The sequence below is a fragment of the Nocardia sp. CC227C genome (genome assembly GCF_030767025.1).
In the GTDB taxonomy this organism is placed as follows: Bacteria; Actinomycetota; Actinomycetes; order Mycobacteriales; family Mycobacteriaceae; genus Nocardia.
Genome location: NZ_JASITE010000001.1, coordinates 582262 through 603866, shown reverse-complemented (window position 1 = coordinate 603866; position 21605 = coordinate 582262). Strand labels below are relative to the sequence as shown.

Here is a 21605-nt window from a genome sequence, read left to right as displayed (position 1 = left end):
GGGGTTGGACTAGCGGGTGCGTTCGATCGGGTCGCGGTGCTCGCGCTGCTGGATCTGCTGCCAGCGCGCCTCGGCGGCGGCGTCGGTGAGCTTGAGCCGAGTGGCGTAGCGGCCGCGGGTGTCGTTGAGGCGGAGGTCGGCGCGCGAGAGGTCTTCATCGGCGCGCTGTATGGCGTGCATGACCTGCTCGGCGGCATGGATGGGGTCGATCGGGTCGCCAAGGTCGTCGACGGCCAGGGCGTCGGGCTTGCGGTGCAGGCGGCCGTAGTCGATCCGAATCCGTGTCATCGCCCGCCGCAGCACGCCGATCTGCTCGCGCAGGTCGAAGAGTCGGTCATAGAGATCGCTGGGGGCGGGGGTGATCCAGTCGGGATGGGTGCGGTCGGACATGGATGGTCATTCCTTTCTGGTGGTGGGGTTCTATGCGGTGGTGCGGCGGGTTTCGTGCCGGGTACGGACCGTTTCCAGGCGGGCTACGCTCCGGCGGGTCCCGTGGCAGATGCCGCGCACTGTGGCGGCGGTACCGCGGCTAATGGCGGTCGCGATGACGGCAAGCACCTGCGGGATCGGCGGGCGCCAAGCGGCGTTCCACCACAGGTAGGCGATCCAGCCCAGCCCATAGGCGGCCAACGGGATCGCGACCGCGGCGGGCTGTCCCCATCCGGCGAACACGACGGCGACCAGCACGGCCAGCGAGCCGCCCACGCCGGCGCGCAGCAACCGCGGTCGCAACCGTCCGTCCGCTACGGGGCTCGTCGAGTAGTCCTGGGTGTCGTCGGGTTTCACCAGTCGCAGAACGGGTTTCACCGGTCGCGGTGCGGCGGGTTCGGTCGGTGCGTCCTGGCCGATGGGGAACGGGGCTCCGGCGGCGTGGGCGGCTTCGGCGAGGTAGTCGCTGATCTCGTCGGCGAGGATGTCGCCGAGGGCTTTCGGGTCGCGCGATTCGCGGTCCTTGTCGTGGTCGTCGTCCCCGTGGTCGTCGTGGTCGTGGTTGCGGATGATGCGCATGGCGGTTGTGCTCCAATCGGTCTCGGTGGAATAGGGGTTATGCGGCGGAGGTGGCGGTGTCGCCGGGCGCGGCGGCGGTATGGTCGCGGCGCTGGGCTTCGGCGGCGGGGGTGCCGGGCAGCGGGGACAGGTCGGTGAGGTCCACGGGGACGATGCGGCCGAACCAGGCGCGGCCGGCCTTGGCGTAGACGAACTCGCCGGTGTCGAAGCGGCGGACCCGGTCGGGGTCGACCAGCCACCGCTCACCCACCGACACCTGACCTTCGTCGCCGGTGCGCTGGCCCTTGATCAGGTGCCGTGACGGCAGGATGGCGCGGACCGAGCCGACGTGTTTGCACAGGTCGCCGACGTTTTCGCAGTAGCCGATGAGGACACCGCCGGCGCAGGACTTCAGCAGCCGGTTCAGCGTCCAGGCGTCCGGGGCCAGGCTTTCGGGCGATTGGCCGGAGAAGTTGAGCGCGACGCCCTTGGAGCGGCCGCGTTCGGCGATCTCGACCAGCCCCAGCGATCCCTTCTTTGTGGTCAGGGCTGATGCTTCGTCGAGGTTGATGGTGACCGAGCGGCGGCGGTGTTTGGCGGCGCGGCCGGCGCGCTGCATCACCATGCGCAGGGTGGCGGCGACCTGGGCGCGGGCGGCGTCCTTGTCCAGGTCGGGCACGGTCATGAACAGCACGTCGAGGTCGTCGATGTTCTTGCCGCCGTCGAAGACGACATCGCCGTTCTGATCCTTGAGCAGTTCGAACAGGTTGCTGCACTTGATCAGCGCGTCGTCGATCTGCGGGACCTTCTCCGCTTGCAAGGCGTCGACCTGGCGCACCACGTCGGGGGCGTTGCTCCAGATATCCTTGAGCGTCTGCGGATTGAGACGGTCCAGGAATTCGGTAGAGCTGCGCGGCGGGCCGATCGGGGCGTCGATGACCAGGGACACGATGCGGGTGCGCATGTCGTCGAAGTGCTGGCCCTCGCTGGTAGTGGCCTCCCCGGCGCTGAGCAGGTCGCCGACGATGGCGCGCAGGTCGCGGGCGGGCATGTTGTTCCAGATGTCGAGGCGGTCGCCGCCGGGCATGACCAGCGCGATGCGGGCGGGATCGACACCGAGGGTCGTCATGACGGACCGCATTTCCAGACCGAGGTCGCGGTCGTCCTCGCCGCCCTTGCAGGCGATCATCACCAGCTGCGGGCGCGGGTGACGGTTCCGCATGCCGGGCACGTCTTTCCACTGCTGCCAGGCTCGCCACTCGTAGTCGAACACCGCGGTGGCGTCGCGCTTCTGCAACTCGGTTTTGCCCGCGCCGGTGGTCGCGATGGTGACGCGGTGGCGGCGGATCTCCTTGTGCGGCACCGTCAGCCAGTGCTGGTGCCGGTCGGTGAGTTCCCGCCACAGTCCCGGCGGCTGGGAGGTGGTGCGGTCGGCGAGGGTGCCCAGCACGATCGACGCGCCCGCGCTGTAGGGGGCGCCCAGTTTCCCCGCCCGTGCCGCGGCCCGGAATCGGCGGGCCTCCAGCGCGTCCTGGACGCGTTCGGTGCGGCCCAGCGATTTCAACCCGACCGTGTTGGTCTTGAGCACGAACCGCGCCCACCAATAGGTCGCGGCCAGCATCGCGACCGGTGCACCGAGGGCCAGCATCATCCGCAGCCCGGACAGGTCTCCGGCCGCGACTTGCTCGGCTCCGGCCCAGAACAGGCTCGCCGGCGTCGACCACGAACCACTGGCCAGCGCCGACAAAACGGGCAGTCCCAGCGCCGCGATCGCGAAGTTACGCAGCCGATGCGGTGCCAGCGGCCAGGACGCGGCCACCGTCATGATCATGATGAGCATCGCGACGACCACGACGCCGGCGACCAGCGACACCCCCGCCACGTGCGTGAGCTGGGACAGGTCCGGGGCCTGCCAACCCGCGGGCACGACCTCCGGCATTCCGGGCGGGGTCTGCGGGCCGATCTGGTCGAACCCGGCCGTAGGCGGTGCCGGTGTGGTGGGTGAGATGTCGAAGAAGACGGGCGGGTCGACAGGTCCGCAGTCCTGCGGGGTGATCAAGGGTGTGCAATTGCTCATGACGCTTCCTGAGGGAGATGAATTGCCTTGTGGCGGAGCCGGTTCGCCTTCTTCGCGGCGCGCAGCTCACGGCGGCGGGTGAGGAATTTCTGCCATTCCTCGTCCAGGTCGCCGACAGCGAACAGCAGCTTGACCTGGGCCAGTTCGCGGGGCAGCCGGGCATGCGCGGCGTCGACCGCTCGCATGACGGTCTGAGTGCGGCACAGATACAGCAGCCCGATCAGTCGGTGCGGCTGCGCATCTCGGGCCGCGCGGACCGCACCGCGCAGGGCCGTGTCGAGGTAGGCGGGGTCCTTCTTGGTCAGTTCGACCTCCAGAGCCCACCAGCCATGGGCACCGTCGACGACTCCGAGGAACCAGCCATCGTGGATATGGGGACGGTCCGGGCGTGGCTCCCGTCCGCTGCTGAACTCCAGCGCTGGCTTCGCACGCTGCCGTTCGGCCTCGGCGCGGGCACGCTTGCCGGCCTCGTGCCACAGCACGCGTTCGGAAACCCACAGCTCGGGGTCTGAGCCGACCAGCATGATTCGCGCCTGCACGACGGCGCGGTCGTGGTTGGCGTACATCAGCGAGGGCTGCCAGTCCTGCGGCCGCCACCCCAGATAGCGGGCGGCGACATCGCGTTTCGGGTACACCCACGCCCGGCCGCGCTGCACCTTCGCCAGCGGATGCACCGCTCCGTGGTCGATCAGGGCCTGCACGATCGCGTACGCGGTGGACTCGTAGACGTTCAGGAACTCGGCCAGCAGATCGATCTGCATCCCGCGCATGTCCGACACCGCCGACAACACCTGAGACTGGCGCTCGGTCAGCGTGCGCCGACGCGGCGGGGCCAGGACCCTGCCCATCGAACCGGCAGGGACACCCAGCTCCTCGGCGATCTCGCCGACTCGATAGCCCTGGGCGCGCAGTTCGGCTGCCTCACCCAAGCAGGTCTCGACCTGCCGTAGCGAGATGCCGAGCAGTTCGCGGATCTGCCCATAGGTCAGACCTGCATCGCGCAGACCGGCGATGATCTGCGGCCGATAGCGGCGGTCCAGTGCCGCGTAGCGTTCGGACTCGTTGGTGCTGGTCATCGCGTGCGCCTCCGATCGGTTGCGGGGGTGTTCCAGCGGTCCTCGATCTGGGCGAGTCGCTGATCGAGTTCGGCGGCGGGCATCGCCCGCGCCCATTGCGGTAGCGGCGGCCCCCATCGCCCGGTCCGCGGTCGCTCTGCGCGGCGGGCCGCGATGTCGCGGCGGGCGGCCAGCACCACCGCACGCAGGTCCTCGGGGGTGTCCGGGTCCGGTTCCCGGCGCGGGGTCACGCCGCACATCGGGCAGCGCCGCGCCGCTCCTCCTTCGCGTTTGAGCTGCCGTTCCCGGCTACGGGTGCCCGTCCAGGTGCGGGCCAGAGAGAAGCCGATACCGGCCTCGCGGATCACGGCCATCAGCCGCGCACCGTTACCGCTGCGGTGATCCGCCAGCCGCGATTCCAGATCCGTGGTCCAGCCGGTGTAATGCTTGGCGTGCCCGTAGGGTCGGTCGAAGTGCAGCAGATACACAGTGCCGTCAACGTTTTCGCGCCTCATCGCGATCGCTCCACACGCGCGCGAACCTCGCGAATCTCGCGGGATTGCCTGGCGATCCTGCGGCGGGCCTCGGCCGTGGATTCGACGAAAAAGCGGTCAAAGGTGTCACGCTCGCGGTCGCTTACGGCCCACTGCTCGTTCCACACCGACGCGTGCACCTCATCCCAGTGCCGCAACTTCTCCCGCTCAGCTGCGTCGTCGACGTAGCCCTTGCTCCGCTGCACCGCACTGGCGGCGGCGAGCATGTCCGCCAAGACAACCTCGATCTGGCGCAGCCGAGCCTGCTCGAGGCTGAGAGCGTGCAACTCCTGGCGCAGTTCGTCCGCGGTACTCATCGCGCCACCCCGCTGCCCTGAGTAGACGAGACCGCAGGCGGCGGAACGCAATCAATACGACGGCCGACCTCGTCGGCACGGCAAACATTGACGCTGGCGGGGAAATCCGGGGTCTGTCCCTCCAGCTGGATGCCGAACACGATCCCGGCGGCGAACAGCAGCAGTCCGACAACAACGTGCAAACGCCACCGAACCGGGGTCGCCTGAAAACTGGCCCGCAGCAACCCATTCGGGTCGTACTCCGGCCTGCTGAACACCGACAGGCCACTGTGCTCACGGGCGTATGACTGCTGGTTCATCGCGACCGCCCCAACCAGCCGTGCCGGGGGCGCACCAACATCAACCCGAAGATCAACAGGGCGGGAACCAACACCACCCCGGGCGCCATGAACAGCGCGAACGCCATCGACGCCGCGAGGTACACGTACAGCGCAGTCCTGGCCCTCATGCCGCACCGTCCGTGTCCGAGGTGATGACCGGGCGGGCCAGCGCGAGTACCTCATGGAGGTTGACGCGCCACATATTGCCGTTCAGCTTGTAGCCCTGGAGCAGTCCCGCATCGATCCAATGCCGGATCGTCTTGCGGTCGACGTCTACAAGGGCCGCAGCCTTTTTCAGACTGATCAGGCCGCGCTCGCTACGGACTTCGGCGGCGGAAGTATGCCTGGTGGCCAACTGAAATCACTCCTCTGGGTGGATGAATCCGGAAAATCTGTCCACTCAGGGTGTTTTTTGGCGTGGTCCCGCCGCGTCCCCAGCAAGGCATGACCAATCCCAGGGATGCGCCTAATAGTCTCTTCTGTGTCTCCTCAGCGTGCTAGAGTCTTCTCAAGCCTCCGAAATCTCTTGCAAGGCAGATGATTATGGGCACAGTCCTGAAGGCACTTCTCCAGCAACGCCATCTCCAGACGGTCTCGGCGTTCAATCGCGAATACAACCGGCTCGCGAAGAAGCTCGATCCGACCTTGATCAACTGCGGTCCGAAGAAGGCGCAGTTCTACCGGTGGCTATCTGGTGAGATCTCCAGCGTTCCTTACCCAGACCACTGCCGGATTCTCGAGGCGATGTTCCCGGACTGGTCGGTAACCGAGCTGTTCGAGAAGTACTCCGGTAACCCGGCGGACCTCGCACGTGAACCGCGCGCCTCGGCCTCCGCGGCGCGCCCGACGACCGGGACCAATCTCGCCGATGTCGAGGCCGTCTACGCGACCAGGCTCGACTTCCTCCGAGCGATGCCGCCCCAAGAGCTGTTCAAGACGGCACGGACGATCGACATGGCCGGCCTATCACTGAACATGCTGTGCCAGCAGTACTCCGACACCGACATCCTCCGACTGCTCGAAAACGGAACAGTGATTCGCTGCCTGTTTCTCGATCCTGCTGGGACCTTCATTCGCGCCCGAGAGATCGAAGAGGATCACTCGCCAGGTCTGCTGACCAACCTGACCGGGACCAATATCCAGACACTTGAGCGAGTCATGCGGCGGGTTACCGCGCAGACACCGGGATCGTTGCTGATCCGGGTTTACGATCAGCCCATCCGGTTCAACATCACCCTCATAGACTCGACAATCTGTGTCATGCAGCCCTACCTGCCCAAGTCCAGGGGCGTCGAGTCACCGACGTTCGTCGCCCGCAAGTCCGGAATCACGGGGCTGTTCGATACCTTCTCGGAGGTATTCGAAAGCATGTGGGCAGATGGCAAAGAAAGGGCAACCGAATGAATGATTCAGACGGCTTGCTGGAGATCGCCCGCGCCGCGGCAGCTGAAGGTAGCCGGCTGCTCACCACCACCGGGCCTGGAGAAGTCCGTTCTAAAGGAGATCGTGACTTCGTCACCGACCTTGACTTTCGCATCCAGAACTCCATTCGGACGAGTCTTAACCGGGCCACGCCGGACATCGGGTTCCTCGGGGAGGAGCAGGACGCGAGCGACCGGGACACTCCCGTGGAGTACCGGTGGGTCTTGGACCCAATCGATGGGACTTCCAACTTCATCCACGGGCTTCCCCTCTGCGCCGTCTCCCTCGCCCTCACCTGCGAAGACGTTCCAGTCCTCGGTGTCATCGCCGCGCCGTTCCTGAACCTGGAGTACTACGCATCGACCGGGAACGGTGCGTTCTGCAACGGCCATCGCATCAAGGCCAGCCATACACGGTCTCTTGGGCAGGCCATCGTATCGATCGGCGACTACGCCGTAGGCGAGAACGCCGACGAGAAGAACCGACGCCGGCTAGCGCTGACGACGACGCTCGCTACGCACGTCGAACGGGTACGCATGTTCGGGTCGGCCGCTCTCGATCTCGCTTGGGTCGCGGAAGGGCGAACCGATGCCTGCGTGCTGTTGACGAACAAGCCCTGGGACATGGCCGCGGGCGTCATCATCGCCCGAGAGAGCGGGGCTGTGGTGACCGATTCCGATGGTGAGCAGCATTGTATGACCTCGCGGCACACGGTCGCGGCGTCTCCAGCCCTCTCAAAACCGCTGCTCGATCTGGTCGCCTCCACGTTCTAGCTACGCCGGTAAACCCTCACAGCGCACATAGGCGAACTCCGGCGGTTTGGACTGCAAACGTGAAGGTCATTAATCGACTGAAGCTTTCGTATCGCTGCTGAGTTTGTATCCGGTGGTTGCTGCGGCATCCAAGTCGGCGTGGCCACTGCGCTGTACATGCCTGTCGATTCGGGCAGTATCGGGTGGGCTCGGCCACACTGGATGTGTGCAGATGAACGGAGACGATGACGGGTCGTTGCTCGGGTTGCCAAGGCAGGTCGTCGAGCGGGTGGGCATCGAACTATCCGATCGAGGCAAGAAGGCTGTTTCGGCGATCCAGACCTCGGCGTTCTTGATCAGTCAAGGGGTACACCACGGCGCGGGTCTGAGGTTGGCGGAGAGCGCCGTCTACAACCTCCGTGAAGCGTTGGATGCTGTCGTGGAAGGGCGCACACCCACGCCCGGCGGCCTGTCTGTAGTTGTTGCCGCATGGGAGCGATACGAGCGAGAAGTGGCCGACCCGGACAATGATGACACCGGATCCTTGGAGACATTCAAGTCAGTCTTGAGGCGCGCGGGTGAACGGCAGGATCGTGATTCATTTCGTGCAAATCAGCTGCTCGACTACCTGCAAGACAAGTCCGGGATCGCCCCACTCAAGCACCTCGATCCGGCCAAGGAATACCAGAACCTTCGCGCAGCGGCGAGTAGAGGTCTGCACACCAGCACGACGATGAACGATGCGACTGCCCTCCATCAGAGGACTGTGGCGTGGTTCGTCCGCATGTTCACCCCGCCAGACGATCTCGTACTCGCGCTCCGGAACTTGGCCGAGGAACCATGGCAAGGTACGCACCAGATTGATCACCTAAAATCGCTGATCTCGAATCCACACCACCTCCGGCTGTTCTTCATCCACCTCACCGATGAACGGTGGCTCACACCGCTGTACGAGGCTGCGCTGGTACCGATGCCCGACCCGGACTCCCCTTGGCCGGTACACGGATTGGTTGACGGACTCGGCCGCTCAGAACCTGCTGCTGTCGCTGCCGTAATTGAACAGTTGCTCGCGGACACGAAGAAACTGCACGTCGAGCAGCAGTTGGACGCGCGCTTCGAACTTCTTCTGCTTGCGACTCGTCTCGGTCCTAACGGATACGGTGTCATCGGTGAAGTCGCCAAGCTGCATCGGAAGAACGAGGCCGTGCGGTCGTTGGCAACCGCCGCGGCCCGTGAAGCCGATCCCACAGATCCTCTCATTGAACAAGTCGGCAGAGCCGTACTCGAGGCGGGACCGCATGACAGGGACAGCTACTACTACAGGTTGATCCTCGATCCCATGTACGACGGGATGAATGCCGCCAATGCTGAGAGACGAATCGGGATCGTTGCTGCCAAACTTCGGCAGGCGGTCAACGAGTCGACAGCGTACTGGCCCACCATCGACACTGCTTCTCTGACAACGGCTCTCGATGACAGCAACCTAACCTTCTTGCCCATCGCCGCGCACTACCTTGCCTGCATGCTGGTTCGTGCACACAGCCTTAGCCTGCCGAGTCAGAAAATGCTGAACTGCGTCAGCAAGATCTCCGGCGAGATCGGTGAGCGTCTCACCTGCCGTGTCCTGGCGCTCTCAGGGAACATCCCGCTCGACGAGAAAATCGACCATGTCACGCGTCGACTCGTTTCATCGACGGCGACAGGCGACGACAAGGAACTTATCGACGCAGTGCTCGCCACCGATCCGGACCCGACCAGGCTCGCGTCGTGGGCTGATGCCCTCGGTACCCCCTCGCCGCCGTCAGCCGACCCTGCGATACCTCCGTCGGATTGGCGAAAGGTATGGCGGTGGTCAGCACTCCTGCCTGAGTACCTCCTTACCCGCTGGCAGGATCAGATCAGTTCGGTTCGCGAGCAGGCAGGCAGTATAGATCCATCCAGCTTTTCTCGACGGACCCCCACGACGTTCCAAATGTCGGAACAGTCGCCCCTCACCGTCGATGCCCTGAACTCGATCCCGGTTCTCGAAGCGGCTCGCAAGGTCGCCGCGTGGCGCCCCGTAGTCGGCAGTGGCTACTGCCTGACCACCGCTCGCGCGCTCGCACGAACCCTGCGCGATACCGTCGCCACAGATCCCGAATCATGGACCGCCGATCCGACCGCCGTGGTCGACGCGCTGCGCGAACCCATCTACGTGTTGGAGTACATCCGCGCGCTTGCAGATACGGCGGATCGAGTTCTTGACCGGACCGAGGACATGATCGCCGCAATCGAATACATAAAGACTGAGCGCTGGATACCCACAACCCTCAGTTCTGACCTACATGACTACGAACCCGGATGGGACCGTGTAGAAGAAGCTGCGGTTGATCTTATAGCCAAATTAGCTAACCACAACGCACCGTTCGCTGAAAAACTGGACACCGCGTGGTCATGGTCGACGGATCCCTTGCAAGCTACGTTGCCTGACACCACGGCCACCACGACGAACGAAGAGGCCCTCGGCCGTGCGTTCAACAACGCCCGTGGCCGAGGGTTGCAAGCTGCGCTGGCCTTGGCCGGCTGGGAACATCGCAACGGTCAATCCATTCGATCGCAGTTCTTCGATATCCTCGACGAAATTACTGCCGCGACCGGCGAAGCCGGCTCGGAATTCCGAGCAGTCCTGGCGACCCAACGCCCTCGACTCGAACGCATCGCCCGAGACTGGCTTGACCTACACGCCGATATACTGTTTCGCGGCGACTGCGGCCCCGGCGTTGTGGATCTCACCATCAAATATTGCTCCAGCACACCATGGCTGCGCCGAACGCTGCGTGCGGAAATAGTCGCAGCTGCACTGCGAGGAACCGAAAACGCAGTCGCCAATATGCTTATCGGAGCACTGCGAAGCGAGCCCGGCTACGAGATCGCATCGATTATCGCGGCGCTGCGGACAAACCCGAGCATTCTCGCCCAGGCAGCAGCACAGATGGCTGAACTAGTCCAGGATGCGCAGGCCGAGGAACCCGAACTCGTAACCGCAGTCGACTTCTGGCGTGAACTGCTAAAAGCTGACCACACAACTGTCCCTGACACCGTCCTACGCGGGTGCGGCCGGTGGAGCTATGTCACGGCTCTACCGGATGACATATGGTCGGCCCTGACCCTGCTCACCCTCGAACGCACCAACGGATCCATCGACCACGCTATCAGCGTCGCAGATCGCTGTAAGGCCGCACTCATCCCAGAAGACAGCACCAAAATCCTTCTTCTACTCCAAAATCGTGGTGCACCATGGGAACGTCATTACATCGCCAACACTGCGCTTGAGACACTCCGCGCTCTGAGCACCACACGTAAGGACCAGAACTTCCACGCATTGCGAACCAGACTGATCGAACTCGGGCACAGCCAAGCCGGTGACATTATCCCCTATGCCGATCCAGAACCTGACCGGTCCGCATAGGCGGCCGCGACGGTCCTCAGCGGGCAGACTCGCTAGCCTTTATCACGTCCGATAATACCTGCGGGGGCTCAGGCGGTGTCAGGATCCACCGATCAACGGCGTCATGATTCGCCCGATGCAGCCACGTGGGCGAACGCGGACGACCAGGTCCGCCGTCCAGTGGGTCTGAGAGACTATGACTACGCCCTGCAACAAGTAGGTAAGCGCGACAGTCCGCAGAACCTTTGGAGGAACGATGAATCCGACCGCCAGACCAGCGGTTCGATCACTGCCTGCCGAAGTCCGCCCGCCGATGGCGGATGCGCTCGACCAGATCGCGGAGGGAGGCTGCGGAGGTGTGACGATCATCTGCGGATTCCCCGCCTCCGGCAAGTCCACGGCCGCCAAGTATCTCGCTGCCATGGTTGATGCGGTCATCATCGACAAGGACTCGTTCGCGCCGGGCCTCGAGGAATCAGTTATGTCCGAGCTGACCGGCAACCCGCACGACAAGGACAGCGCCACGTACATGCGCGTCGTGAACCCGCACATCTACGCGGCCTTCATCCACCAGGCGCTCATGGTCGGGCACCGCGTGCCAGTGGTCGTCGATGCGCCGTTCCTCGGCCACGTCCAATCGGCTGCGGCTCGCGGTATCTCGCTTTCCAAACAGATCATCTCCAGTACCGCGATATCTGTACCGCCGGTGCGGACGGTCTGGATCTCCGCTCACCCCAATCAGATTCGGGAACGCATGACCCACCGCGGCGCGCACAGGGATTCCGGAAAGCTGACGAACTGGGACGACTACAGCGCGAATGTACTCGAATCCGGAGTCGAAGACGCTGCACGAACAGTCGTCGACTACGTCGTCCGGAACTACTGAACCAGGCTGCCCACCCATCGGCGCCTGCCGGGTGCTGGGCGAATCTCCTCTTTGTGGTCTGCCACTTTCGCGACATTGACTGCAAGCTGTACCACCGCACTGAGCGCGTCCTGACGCGCGAACACGACGCCGCAAGCGTCGGACATCCCAACGTGCCCGCCTGCCCTACGCAAGGTCCGCACCCAACCCTCTCCTTTGTGGTCCTGCTTCTTGTGGTCTCCCTTCCTTCTGGTCCTCCCCACTCCCCCTTCCTCTGCCTCCGACTGCACCACTACTTGGCTTCTCGCTCGCCCGGCCGACATTCTCTGTGATCAGCGAAGCCACAGAGAATGTCGGCCGGGCGAGCGAGAAGCCTGCGCCAAAGGCGCAGGTCAGTATCTAAATCACGCCGCAGTCGAGTCGGAACAGCGCTCCGATCTATTCCGCATCCGTTCCGCATTCATTCCGCACCAGATCCGCATCGAAATCTCGGGTGAGGCCCCCGACTCTGCCGTGCTCGCATCCGGGTGGGCAGCCGACACGACAGCGAGGTCCAGATGGCCCGACATCTTCCATCATGGGCCATGCTGCTCCGATCCGACGTTGGAACGATGTCCGCCGCATATGATCTCAAGATGGCATGGCTCCAGATGCTGCTCGACTTCATCGAGACGATCACATGGCCGCTGACAGTCATCGTGCTGTGCGTCCTCTTTCGAAAGCCAGCAGCACGCTTTCTTGAGGAGCTTCAGGAACTGGCGTTCCCAGGAGGACACCTGAAGCGGCACGAGGGAGACCGTCGCGCTGCCGAATTGAAGGCCAGCAGCACAGACGAAACTCTCACCGGGCCAATCGAACTGCCGACAGTTCCTCCATCAGACTCCACACCAGACCCATCAATCGAATCTGCACTTTACGCCCGCATCGAGAAGCAAGCAGATCTGGCACAAGCCGCGTTGAAGACAGCACTCAGGATCAACGACCGTGAACCTGCCCGCAAAGTTGCGGCCGCTTACAGTGCACTGATGATGGCGATCGACGATCGAAGCATTAGTACGGATCCGCTCATGCCGGAAGAATTTCTGTTTGGCGCAATCCAGCTAATGGATCTCGCAATGAATGTGGAAAGGGGAAAGGTCACGGTGTCAGAACAAGGGGCAAGTGACTTTGCCCAAGCCACTGCCATCTGGCTCTACGACTACCAAAAATTCGTCGAACGACAGCTCGAAGCTGCGTGGCGCGTTGCCGACGGGAATCTCACCGAAGAGACCGCACCGAAACCCCTTGACGATTTAGATGAGGACGAGAACGACCAGGCCGGTGCGGTCTAGCCTTAGCTCGGTTTGGAGGTCGAACGACTGCCGCGACGGAACGAATCTGCCACTTCTCTAGAGGGCGGATCGCCTGGAAGCGGCGATGGACCGACCTCAAACGTAATCATACTTCTACCCATCAAACACTCATGTGGACTATTTACCGTTCCTCTTGTCGAGTCGAGCACTTACGCGATCCAGCGACCAATAGATAGCAACGAGCACGGCCGCCATAAAGCCGAATACGATCCTGAACGCAACCGGTTCGACATCCGCAGAATCTGATGGGCCGACAATCGTAATGAATGCGAACAGCACGGCTCCGAGCAGACTGATAGTAGCCACAGCGAGTACTGCGGAACTTGCGATTCCCCTGGCTGAGCCCAAACTTGTTGCACGATCCACTGGTTCAGGTGTCCGTGCGGCTGTCGTCAGTGGTGGCCTTTCGGAACCGGTCATCCGACTGCGCACCACTTCCCAACGGTCAACGGCGGTGCGCGGTTGAGGGTACCGATCGGTTCGCGTACGGGTCGCTGGACGAGGCAGTTGCTTCCGAGATCGTCGAGGTAGCTGAGGTGGAGGAGTTTGCCGTGTCGCCAGCGGGAAGGCGTTCGCTCCGGGTGCACGCAGCCGAGCTGCTGCCCACCGCTCCGCAGTGGTCTCAGGCTTCGCGAGATTCCCGGGCAGCGGTGGTGAAGGACGTGTTCGTAAGGGCTGCTTTGGTTCCGATTGAGCGGTAGGCGCCGAAGCCTTCAGTTGTTCTGCGTCGCGGAGAAGCCGCCTAGCTGCGTTGTTGACCGGATCGAGCGCCCCAAGCGGATCGTAGGTGAACAGCGCCATGTCGACGTCGTCGGCGTACTCGACCGCACGAGCGCTGTAGGTTGTGGCAGCGAAGAACAGCATCTGCTTGTCAGCGTGCTTTCCACGGGCACCGAACAGTCGTTGCAGCTCCGGCCTTCCAACCTGTGCACCTTGCCATTTCACCTGAGCGACTGCATCGGCAGCCGCAACATCGATACCACCGTCTGAACCGGGCCCGGTCACCGCAGCATCCTGGTAGCCCATCTCACGCATGCGTACGGCTGCGTTCTCTTCGGCCTGAGCGAAGTGCCTGATATAGCTTGCTCGCTCTGCCCCAGTCGAGGATTCTTCCGTCATAGCATGATGAAACATACGCGCCCATGCGGACAGGACGCAGCTTGTCCGGCCAAGGGTTCGCGCAGATCCCCTCCACCCGAGAGTGCCGATAGCTCTCACGCCAGCGACCTTCTCGGTACGCAATCCGTACGCAGCAACCGCGAATCCGGCCAACATGGCCAAAGCTGCCAATTCAGAAGTAAGCAGCTCAGGCCGCTTAACCACGCTCGTCAGAAGATCTCAGACACCGCCAAACGTCGAGAGTAGCAACCTCAAAAACCGTTGTCCGAAAGGACGTGTGGGTTCGAGTCCCACACTCGGCACCAAGGTCGGGGGCCGTTTCCGAGATCAGCGGAACGGCCCCGTTCTCATGCGGTCCGCAGCGAGTCCGCAGCAGTCCGCGCGGCGGCGTCCACGCCGAAGCCTTTGCGGCACAATGTTATTCAGAACGGATGCCTTCACCGCACTGCCGGATGCCCTTCGGAACTCCGTGAGTCGGAAAGCAGCCGTTGTCGCCGGGAAGTCACGATCGGCGCGCTTTCACCGGCTCATTCGTTTCGTCGGTCCGAAGTGCCCCCTCGTACGGCATTGCGGGACGTCGGACTATCGGCTCACCTCAGGCAGGGGCACCGAGCGGCGGGTGTTCGAGGACGCGGGGCTTGTACTCGACCAGTTGGATGCTGCCGTCGAAGGTGCGGTGCTCGATCATCTCGAGGGCGACGTCCGGATAGCCGTCGTAGATGCGTTCCGCGCCCGTGGCGCCGGTGATGACGGGGAACATGACGACCCGGAATCGGTCGACGAGTCCGGCTCGTAGCAGGGAACGGCACAGGCTCAGGCTGCCGATCGTGCTGAGCACCCCCGAGCCGTTCGCTTTCATGGCGCGGACCGCTTCGATCGCGTCGTCGCGGACGAGCGTGGAGTTGGCCCACGTCAGCGGCTCCTCGAGGGTAGAGGAGAACACCACCTTGGGCGCTCGGGTGAGCTCGTCGACCGAGGCTTGTTCTTCGGGCCGGAACTCGTCCTGGCCCTCGGGGACCTCGCCGGCGGCGAAGCCCGACATCTGGCGGTAGGTGTTGGTTCCCATCAGGTAGGTGGGCTCGGGCTGCTGGCCGAGCCATGCGAGGTACTCCGGGCCCTCGAGGCCCCAGAAGCCGGGCCATCCCTCGCCCGACGCGTAGCCGTCGAGGGAGGTGATGAAGTCGACGAGAAGCTCCGACATGGTGGTGTCCTTACCGAGTATCCTGGTCCCTTCCGGGCTGTCCTGAGCTTTGACCGGCCGGGAGCCGAAAACTCATCGGCCGGAGCCGTGGGGGCGGGGAAGTCCACGACACGGCAGCCGACCCTTCTCGTCCCAGGAAGATCGGGCCGGGTATTGCGGTGACTCCGGTAACGTGCTGGCGATGAGTTCGGGTGGGCAGCGGAACCGGGGGCCGGGGGCGGCGGCGGGGAATCGGGCGGCGATTGTGGGAGCGGCTCGGGTCTTGTTCGCGGAGAGCGGGTTCGAGGTGCCGATGTCGGCTATCGCGCGGGCCGCGGGGGTGGGGCAGGGGGTGTTGTATCGACACTTTCCCACCCGGGAGAGCATCGCGTTGGCGGCGTTCGACGAGAACATCGCCGAGATCGAGGGGTTGGCGGCGGATCCGGGGCGGACCCTCGATGAACTGTTGGGCACGATCGTCGACCAGCTCACGGGCTCGGCGGCGCTCATCGCGCTCATCGACCCCGTGGATACCGAGGATGAGCGGTTGACCACGCCCGCGCGGCGGCTGCTGGAGTTGATCGCGGGGAAGCTGAAGGATCCGAGGCAGCGGGGAACGGTGCGGGCGGATGCCGACGCGGCGGATGTGGTGATGGCGCTGGCGATGCTGGCCGCGATACTGACCAAGACCGCGCCCGCCCAGCGGGAGGCGGCCTCCCGGCAGGCGTGGAAGATACTGTCGCGCGGACTCCTCCACTGACGGTCAGACAGTGGTGCCGACATCGGTGGCCACGATGGCGTCCATGGCCCGCTCGGCCACCGCGGCGATGGTGAGGGACGGATTGCAGGCGCCCGTGGTGCCCGGAATCAGCGCGCCGTCGAGGACATAGAGGCCGGGATGGCCGTGCACGCGGCCGTTCAGATCGCACACCGGACCCATATTCGCGCCGCCCAGAGGATGCCAGGTGGAGGGGAAGGCGGCGTTGGTGTCGAGCAGGGTGGCGCGCGGTCCGGCGATGCGGTGCACCGCCGGGCCGATGTGGTTGTCCTGAATGACGCCGTCGCCGTGCTCGGGCCAGTGCAGGATGGCGTCGTCGCGGCCGGTGTCGTAGCGGAAGTGGCCGCGCCCCGGGCTCACGCCGAAACCGACCATCATGGTGCTGGCCGGATCCATGGCGAGCGGCGGTATGGACGCCTGCACGACCGTATGCGCCGAACTCGGGTCGTCCCAGTTCAGACTGCCGTATACGACCGGACCGCCCTGTACCGCACCGAAATTCGCGGACGGATCGGACCAGACGTAGATCCGGTCGGCATTGGTGCCCCAGCCCTCACCGAGGCCGTCGGGCAGGTCGGGAATCAACCCTTTGGCCCCAGCGCGCACCAACAGCCGCGTGGTGTTGAGGCTGCCCGCGGCCATAATGAGCGCGGTGGTGGTGAGCACTTTGTGCTCGACCACCGCGCCGGTGGGATCGAGGCGCTGCACGTGCACCGTCCAGCGGCCGTCGGGGGCGCGTTCGACATCGGTCACCTCGTGCAGGGTTTCGACCCGCACCAGCCCGGTAGCCTCCGCGTGCGCGATGTAGGTGACGTCCACGGAGTGCTTGCCGCCGTTGTTCACCCCCATCGCGCCGTCTCCGTTGCTGTAGGACGCCTTCATCTCCCCGCGCAGCTCGGCCAGCGCGTAGTTCCAGTCGATGGGCATCGGAATCTTCGACACCGGCAGCCCCGCCTGCCGCACCCGATCGGCGAACACCCTTGCTACCCGGTAGTTCTCGGTCTCGACCAGCTCGTCGGGAGCCACCGCCAGGCCGAGCATGCGTGCCACCCGCGGATAGTGCACGCGGTTCATGGTGGCCCAGTCCAGTTCCTGCGGCAGCCAGGTGTCGAACACCGCTTCCGCGGGTTGCAGCGACATGCCCTGGTAGACCAGCGATCCGCCGCCCACCCCGGCGGCGCACAGCGCGGTCATATTCACGCCCGCCACCGCCTCCACCAACCCGGCGTAGGGCTCGAAAACCAGCGGCGCACCGAACAGATTCGGACTCGACCGGCACCACAGCATGCGCTTGTCCGGCGCCGTCGCGCGCGGAAAGGTTTCGGCGTTCGGCCCTGTGGGCCAGCGCAATCCGCGTTCCAGTACGGTCACCGGCACCCCGGCCTGCGCCAATCGCAACGCACCGACTCCCCCGCCGAAGCCGGAGCCGATCACCACCACGCGGTGTTCCTCGCGGGTGACCTCGACGCGGCGTACCCGAGCCGCGACGGGAGCGGGCCGGGCGAGTGCGGCGGTCAGGAGCGTGGCGGAAACGCCGGTCATCATCGACCGCCGCGATAGTGCTGTCATCGAAAAGCCTTCGAGTGTGGGCGAGGTCGCGTTCGATCACGCGGTTGACCGACCATACCGGACAATGCTGTCCGGATAAAGGGTTGGCGAGAATCGAGAAGCACCCCGGACGCCGAGACCGCCGAGCCCCGGAACCGGGCTCTACGATGACCGGCCATGAGCACCGACCCGGGCGCGCCCACCGCGACTCCGCGCGTCGCCGCCGGGGTCGTCGTCGTGAACGGCACGGCGGTACTGCTGGTGCGGCCCACCTACAAGGACCACTGGGATATCCCCGGAGGATATGTCGAGTCAGGCGAATCTCCCCGCGACGCCTGCCGGCGGGAGGTCGCCGAGGAGTTGGGACTGGCGATACGCGAGTTCCGGTTCGCGTCCGTGGATTGGGCTCCGCTGGGCGCGGAAATCACATACGGATAACGCCCCACACGGCGAAACTCCTTGCCGCGTTGGGCTATTCGCCGTGGCCCCAGGGAATTCGCTCCTGTCTGACAGTGGCGCCCGTCCGAGGTGCCCCATCGCGCACGACGGCGGATCCCACCACGGACGCGAGTTCACCCGACCCGGCGTCAGCGAAAGTCAGGTAAGGCACACGACGCAACCACATTTCCAATCTCTTGATCTCTGCCGCAGCCAGCACGGCGGAGAAATCACCGGTCGGCCATCATGCTTCACGTATGAAATCGACGCCGACATTCAGTTCACTTGCCTTCGCACGACTGCCGCTGTATTTCACAGATGGCGGAAGACACGACACAGCGGATGGTGGCGATGGCGGCGAGAGTATTCCGGGGCGGCAGCGACGAGGCCGTCGGGTACCTGGATGCCATGGTGGGGCTGTACGCGACGGTATTCGCCGAACCGCCGTATCGGGAGCGCGCCGATGCCGCGCAGCGGTTTCGGCGGTGGTTGGGCGAGGAACTCGGCGAGCCGGGGTTCGAGTTGGTCGGTGCGGTCGATGACGGTGAGTTGGTGGGCATGGCGTACGGGTACGGCATGGCCGCCGGGCGTTGGTGGTCGGATGCCGTGGAGCCGCCGCCCGTGGCGGTAGCGGGCGTGGCGAAGTTCGTGATCATGGAGTGGGCGGTGCTGTCGCGTCGCCGGGGAACGGGTCTCGGCCGCACCCTGATGGATACGTTGCTCGCCGGGCGAGCCGAGCGCTACGCCTCACTGTGCGCGAATCCCGCCGCGCCCGCGCACGACATCTATCTGCGGTGGGGTTGGCAGCCCGCCGGGCGTACGGAATCGGGGCATTCACCGCCCATGACGATCATGGTCAAACAACTCCACCACGACGACCCGGGTTGCCACGCGGTGTGATTCAGCGGCCGAAGACGCCTTCCAGGCGGTTGCGGGAGCCCGGGTGGATGAGGCGGGCGACGCTCACGAGACCGTCGTCGGACCAGGTGCGGCGGCGGATGAGCAGGCAGGGTTCGGTGGGGGCGATATCGAGGAGCTCGCATTCGCCGGGGGTGGCGAGGACGGCTTCGACCACGTGTTCGCCGCGCACCAGAGGGGCCACGCGGGTGAGATAGTCGTTGGGGGTGGTGGCGGTGAAGTCCTGGTCGAGGTAAGAGGGGGCGGCGGCGGGGTTGACGTGGCGATCTTCGACCTGGATGGGCGTGTCGTCCTCGAAGTGGACGAGAACGGAGTGGAAAGCCTTGCCGCCGATGGAATCTCGCAGATAGACGTGGGAGGGGTCGATGGTCTCGGCGCGCATCAGGATCACCTCGGTGCGATGACGGTGGCCACGGCGCGCGATATCGTCGGCGATATTGCGGACCTCGAACAGCGGTGAGGAGGTCTTCGCGCCGCCGACGAAGGTGCCCACGCCCGCCTTCCGGACGATGAGACCCTCGGCGGTCAGTTCCCGCAGGGCGCGGTTGACGGTCATGCGGGACAGGCCGGTGGCGGCGACGAACTGGTGCTCCGACGGCACCTGATCGCCCTCGGCCCAGCGGCCGGAGCGGATCTGCGCGGACACCAGGTTCTTGACCCGTTCATAGGCGGGCACCGCGTCGCCGCCCGCCTGCGCGAACAGCCCCGCGAGTTCGGTGTCGACCGCCGTCATGCCCCGCATCAGCTCCTCGCCCGTATCCATCGGTCCCGCAGCCTACCGGCCGGAACCCACCCCTTGACTCCTGTATATACAGGACTATACAACTAGACACCATGGATCTCACTTCCCCCGGCCACCCGGCCCGCACCGTGCGCGCTCCCCGGGGCGCGGAACTCACCACCCTCGGCTGGCAGCAGGAGGGTGCGCTGCGGATGCTCATGAACAACCTCGATCCGGAGGTGGCCGAACATCCCGACAGCCTGGTGGTCTACGGCGGCACCGGCCGGGCCGCACGCAATTGGGCGGCCTTCGACGCCATGGTGGAGACGCTGCGGACGCTGCGCGACGACGAGACCATGCTGGTGCAGTCCGGCAAGCCGGTCGGGGTGTTCCGCACCAGCGAATGGGCGCCGCGGGTGCTCATCGCCAACTCGAATCTGGTGGGCGACTGGGCGAACTGGGAGGAGTTCCGGCGGCTCGAGGCACTCGGGCTCACCATGTACGGGCAGATGACCGCAGGGTCGTGGATCTACATCGGCACCCAGGGCATCCTGCAGGGCACCTACGAGACCTTCGGCGCGGTGGCGCGCAAGCGATTCGGGGGCACGCTCGCCGGAACCATCACGCTCACCGCGGGTCTCGGCGGCATGGGTGGCGCGCAGCCGCTCGCGGTCACCATGAACGAGGGGGTGGCGATCTGCGTCGAATGCGATGTGACCCGTATCGACCGGCGCATCGCGCACGGGTACCTCGATGTCAAGGCGGACAGCGTCGCCCACGCACTGGAGCTGGCCGTCGCGGCCCGCGACGAGCGTCGCCCGCTGTCCATCGGCGTGGAAGGCAATGCGGCCGAAGTGTTTCCGGCCCTGCTGGCGCAGGGCGCGCCCGTCGATATCGTCACCGATCAGACCTCCGCGCACGATCCGCTCGCCTATCTGCCCGCGGGCGTGGAGTTCGGAGAGATGAAGGCACTCGCCGCGAAGGATCCGGTCACGTTCACCGAGCGGGCCCGCGCGTCCATGGCCGCGCACGTCGCCGCCATGGTCGGCTTCCTCGACCGCGGCGCTGAGGTCTTCGACTACGGCAACAGCATTCGCGACGAGGCCCGCAAGGGCGGCTGCGCTCGCGCCTTCGACTTCCCGGGCTTCGTCCCGGCCTATATCCGGCCGCTGTTCGAAGAGGGTCTGGGTCCGTTCCGCTGGGCGGCGCTGTCCGGCGATCCGGCCGACATCGCGGCCACCGACCGCGCCATTCTCGAATTGTTCCCGGAGAACGAGCATCTGCGGCGCTGGATCACCCTGGCCGGGGAGAGGGTGGCCTTCGAGGGACTGCCCGCCCGCATCTGCTGGCTCGGCTACGGCGAAAGGCACCGCGCCGGACTGCGGTTCAACGAGATGGTGGCCAGCGGCGAGCTGCGCGCACCCCTGGCCATCGGACGCGACCACCTGGACTCGGGTTCGGTGGCCTCGCCCTACCGCGAGACCGAGGCCATGCGCGACGGCTCCGACGCCATCGCCGACTGGCCGCTGCTCAACGCCCTGGTCAATACCGCCTCCGGCGCGTCGTGGGTGTCGATCCACCACGGCGGCGGGGTCGGCATGGGACGCTCGATCCACGCCGGGCAGGTGTGCATCGCCGACGGCACCGACCTGGCGGCGCGCAAGCTCGAGACCGTGCTGACCAACGACCCGGGGATGGGCGTCATCCGGCACGCCGACGCCGGATACGAGCACGCCCGGCACACCGCGCGCACCCGCGGCGTGCGCATCCCCACGACCGAGCACAACTGAATCCGC

Annotated in this window: 22 protein-coding genes; 9 read left to right on the top strand and 13 right to left on the bottom strand. The window is 65.2% G+C overall.

Annotated features, from left to right (window positions below; translation table 11 throughout):
• Nucleotides 1-9: 9 nt before the first annotated feature.
• The 9 genes from QMO76_RS02670 to QMO76_RS02630 are packed head-to-tail and all read right to left on the bottom strand — an operon-like array spanning nucleotide 10 to nucleotide 5644.
• Nucleotides 10-390, bottom strand: a complete 381-nt coding sequence (locus QMO76_RS02670) for a hypothetical protein (RefSeq protein WP_306359516.1) — start codon at nucleotides 388-390, stop codon at nucleotides 10-12.
• 30 nt (nucleotides 391-420) lie between these two features.
• Entirely contained in the window at nucleotides 421-1008 is a 588-nt protein-coding gene (locus QMO76_RS02665; RefSeq protein ID WP_306359515.1) for a hypothetical protein, read from the bottom strand.
• A gap of 37 nt (nucleotides 1009-1045) precedes the next feature.
• On the bottom strand, nucleotides 1046-3064 hold the full coding sequence (locus tag QMO76_RS02660; protein ID WP_306359514.1) for a hypothetical protein: 2019 nt from the start codon (nucleotides 3062-3064) through the stop codon (nucleotides 1046-1048).
• On the bottom strand, nucleotides 3061-4140 hold the full coding sequence (locus QMO76_RS02655) for a hypothetical protein (protein WP_306359513.1): 1080 nt from the start codon (nucleotides 4138-4140) through the stop codon (nucleotides 3061-3063). Before QMO76_RS02655 ends, QMO76_RS02660 begins: the two co-directional genes overlap by 4 nt.
• Complete coding sequence (locus QMO76_RS02650; protein ID WP_306359512.1) at nucleotides 4137-4634, bottom strand: hypothetical protein; 498 nt, start codon at nucleotides 4632-4634, stop codon at nucleotides 4137-4139. Before QMO76_RS02650 ends, QMO76_RS02655 begins: the two co-directional genes overlap by 4 nt.
• Nucleotides 4631-4969: a hypothetical protein gene (locus tag QMO76_RS02645; protein WP_306359511.1), complete on the bottom strand. Its 339-nt coding sequence runs from the start codon at nucleotides 4967-4969 to the stop codon at nucleotides 4631-4633. The genes QMO76_RS02650 and QMO76_RS02645 overlap by 4 nt, the downstream gene beginning before the upstream one ends.
• On the bottom strand, nucleotides 4966-5268 hold the full coding sequence (locus QMO76_RS02640; protein ID WP_306359510.1) for a hypothetical protein: 303 nt from the start codon (nucleotides 5266-5268) through the stop codon (nucleotides 4966-4968). Before QMO76_RS02640 ends, QMO76_RS02645 begins: the two co-directional genes overlap by 4 nt.
• Nucleotides 5265-5417, bottom strand: coding sequence for a hypothetical protein (locus QMO76_RS02635; protein ID WP_306359509.1), 153 nt, complete (start codon nucleotides 5415-5417; stop codon nucleotides 5265-5267). The genes QMO76_RS02640 and QMO76_RS02635 overlap by 4 nt, the downstream gene beginning before the upstream one ends.
• Entirely contained in the window at nucleotides 5414-5644 is a 231-nt protein-coding gene (locus QMO76_RS02630; protein WP_306359508.1) for a helix-turn-helix domain-containing protein, read from the bottom strand. The genes QMO76_RS02635 and QMO76_RS02630 overlap by 4 nt, the downstream gene beginning before the upstream one ends.
• A gap of 188 nt (nucleotides 5645-5832) precedes the next feature.
• Here QMO76_RS02630 and QMO76_RS02625 point away from each other — a divergent pair, with 188 nt between their 5' ends.
• From QMO76_RS02625 to QMO76_RS02605, 5 genes are all read left to right on the top strand, one after another.
• Nucleotides 5833-6693, top strand: coding sequence for a DUF5919 domain-containing protein (locus QMO76_RS02625; RefSeq protein ID WP_306359507.1), 861 nt, complete (start codon nucleotides 5833-5835; stop codon nucleotides 6691-6693).
• Nucleotides 6690-7484, top strand: coding sequence for an inositol monophosphatase family protein (locus QMO76_RS02620; protein WP_306359506.1), 795 nt, complete (start codon nucleotides 6690-6692; stop codon nucleotides 7482-7484). The genes QMO76_RS02625 and QMO76_RS02620 overlap by 4 nt, the downstream gene beginning before the upstream one ends.
• A 205-nt stretch (nucleotides 7485-7689) precedes the next feature.
• Nucleotides 7690-10911 (top strand): hypothetical protein, encoded by a 3222-nt coding sequence (locus QMO76_RS02615; protein ID WP_306359505.1) that lies wholly within the window; start codon nucleotides 7690-7692, stop codon nucleotides 10909-10911.
• 235 nt (nucleotides 10912-11146) lie between these two features.
• The gene (locus QMO76_RS02610; RefSeq protein WP_306359504.1) at nucleotides 11147-11776 is read left to right on the top strand and encodes an AAA family ATPase; all 630 of its coding nucleotides are present in this window, start codon (nucleotides 11147-11149) and stop codon (nucleotides 11774-11776) included.
• A gap of 614 nt (nucleotides 11777-12390) precedes the next feature.
• Nucleotides 12391-13086 carry a hypothetical protein gene (locus QMO76_RS02605; RefSeq protein ID WP_306359503.1) on the top strand — a complete coding sequence of 232 codons (696 nt, stop codon included), beginning with the start codon at nucleotides 12391-12393 and terminating at the stop codon, nucleotides 13084-13086.
• Nucleotides 13087-13224: 138 nt separating this feature from the next.
• On the opposite strand, the gene QMO76_RS35245 is transcribed toward QMO76_RS02605, so the two are convergent.
• Together QMO76_RS35245 and QMO76_RS02595 are read right to left on the bottom strand one after the other, a co-directional pair.
• Nucleotides 13225-14133 (bottom strand): restriction endonuclease, encoded by a 909-nt coding sequence (locus tag QMO76_RS35245; protein ID WP_372341886.1) that lies wholly within the window; start codon nucleotides 14131-14133, stop codon nucleotides 13225-13227.
• A gap of 688 nt (nucleotides 14134-14821) precedes the next feature.
• A complete protein-coding gene (locus QMO76_RS02595; RefSeq protein WP_306359501.1) occupies nucleotides 14822-15427 on the bottom strand; it encodes a dihydrofolate reductase family protein in 606 nt (201 codons plus the stop codon).
• Between the two features lie 181 nt (nucleotides 15428-15608).
• Here QMO76_RS02595 and QMO76_RS02590 point away from each other — a divergent pair, with 181 nt between their 5' ends.
• Nucleotides 15609-16166, top strand: a complete 558-nt coding sequence (locus QMO76_RS02590; RefSeq protein WP_306359500.1) for a TetR/AcrR family transcriptional regulator — start codon at nucleotides 15609-15611, stop codon at nucleotides 16164-16166.
• 3 nt (nucleotides 16167-16169) lie between these two features.
• Here QMO76_RS02590 and QMO76_RS02585 read toward each other — a convergent pair whose 3' ends face one another.
• Nucleotides 16170-17753 (bottom strand): GMC oxidoreductase, encoded by a 1584-nt coding sequence (locus QMO76_RS02585; RefSeq protein WP_306359499.1) that lies wholly within the window; start codon nucleotides 17751-17753, stop codon nucleotides 16170-16172.
• Between the two features lie 156 nt (nucleotides 17754-17909).
• Between QMO76_RS02585 and QMO76_RS02580 the strand changes: the two genes are divergently transcribed.
• Together QMO76_RS02580 and QMO76_RS02575 are read left to right on the top strand one after the other, a co-directional pair.
• Nucleotides 17910-18170: an NUDIX domain-containing protein gene (locus QMO76_RS02580; protein ID WP_306359498.1), complete on the top strand. Its 261-nt coding sequence runs from the start codon at nucleotides 17910-17912 to the stop codon at nucleotides 18168-18170.
• A 318-nt stretch (nucleotides 18171-18488) separates the two neighbouring features.
• A complete protein-coding gene (locus QMO76_RS02575; protein WP_306359497.1) occupies nucleotides 18489-19070 on the top strand; it encodes a GNAT family N-acetyltransferase in 582 nt (193 codons plus the stop codon).
• A gap of 1 nt (nucleotide 19071) precedes the next feature.
• Here the strand turns inward: QMO76_RS02575 and hutC are convergent, their stop codons facing one another.
• Nucleotides 19072-19851 carry a histidine utilization repressor gene (hutC, locus tag QMO76_RS02570; protein WP_306359496.1) on the bottom strand — a complete coding sequence of 260 codons (780 nt, stop codon included), beginning with the start codon at nucleotides 19849-19851 and terminating at the stop codon, nucleotides 19072-19074.
• A gap of 71 nt (nucleotides 19852-19922) precedes the next feature.
• On the opposite strand from hutC, the gene hutU reads away from it, so the two are divergent.
• Nucleotides 19923-21599, top strand: coding sequence for a urocanate hydratase (gene hutU / locus QMO76_RS02565; protein ID WP_306359495.1), 1677 nt, complete (start codon nucleotides 19923-19925; stop codon nucleotides 21597-21599).
• Nucleotides 21600-21605 lie beyond the last annotated feature (6 nt).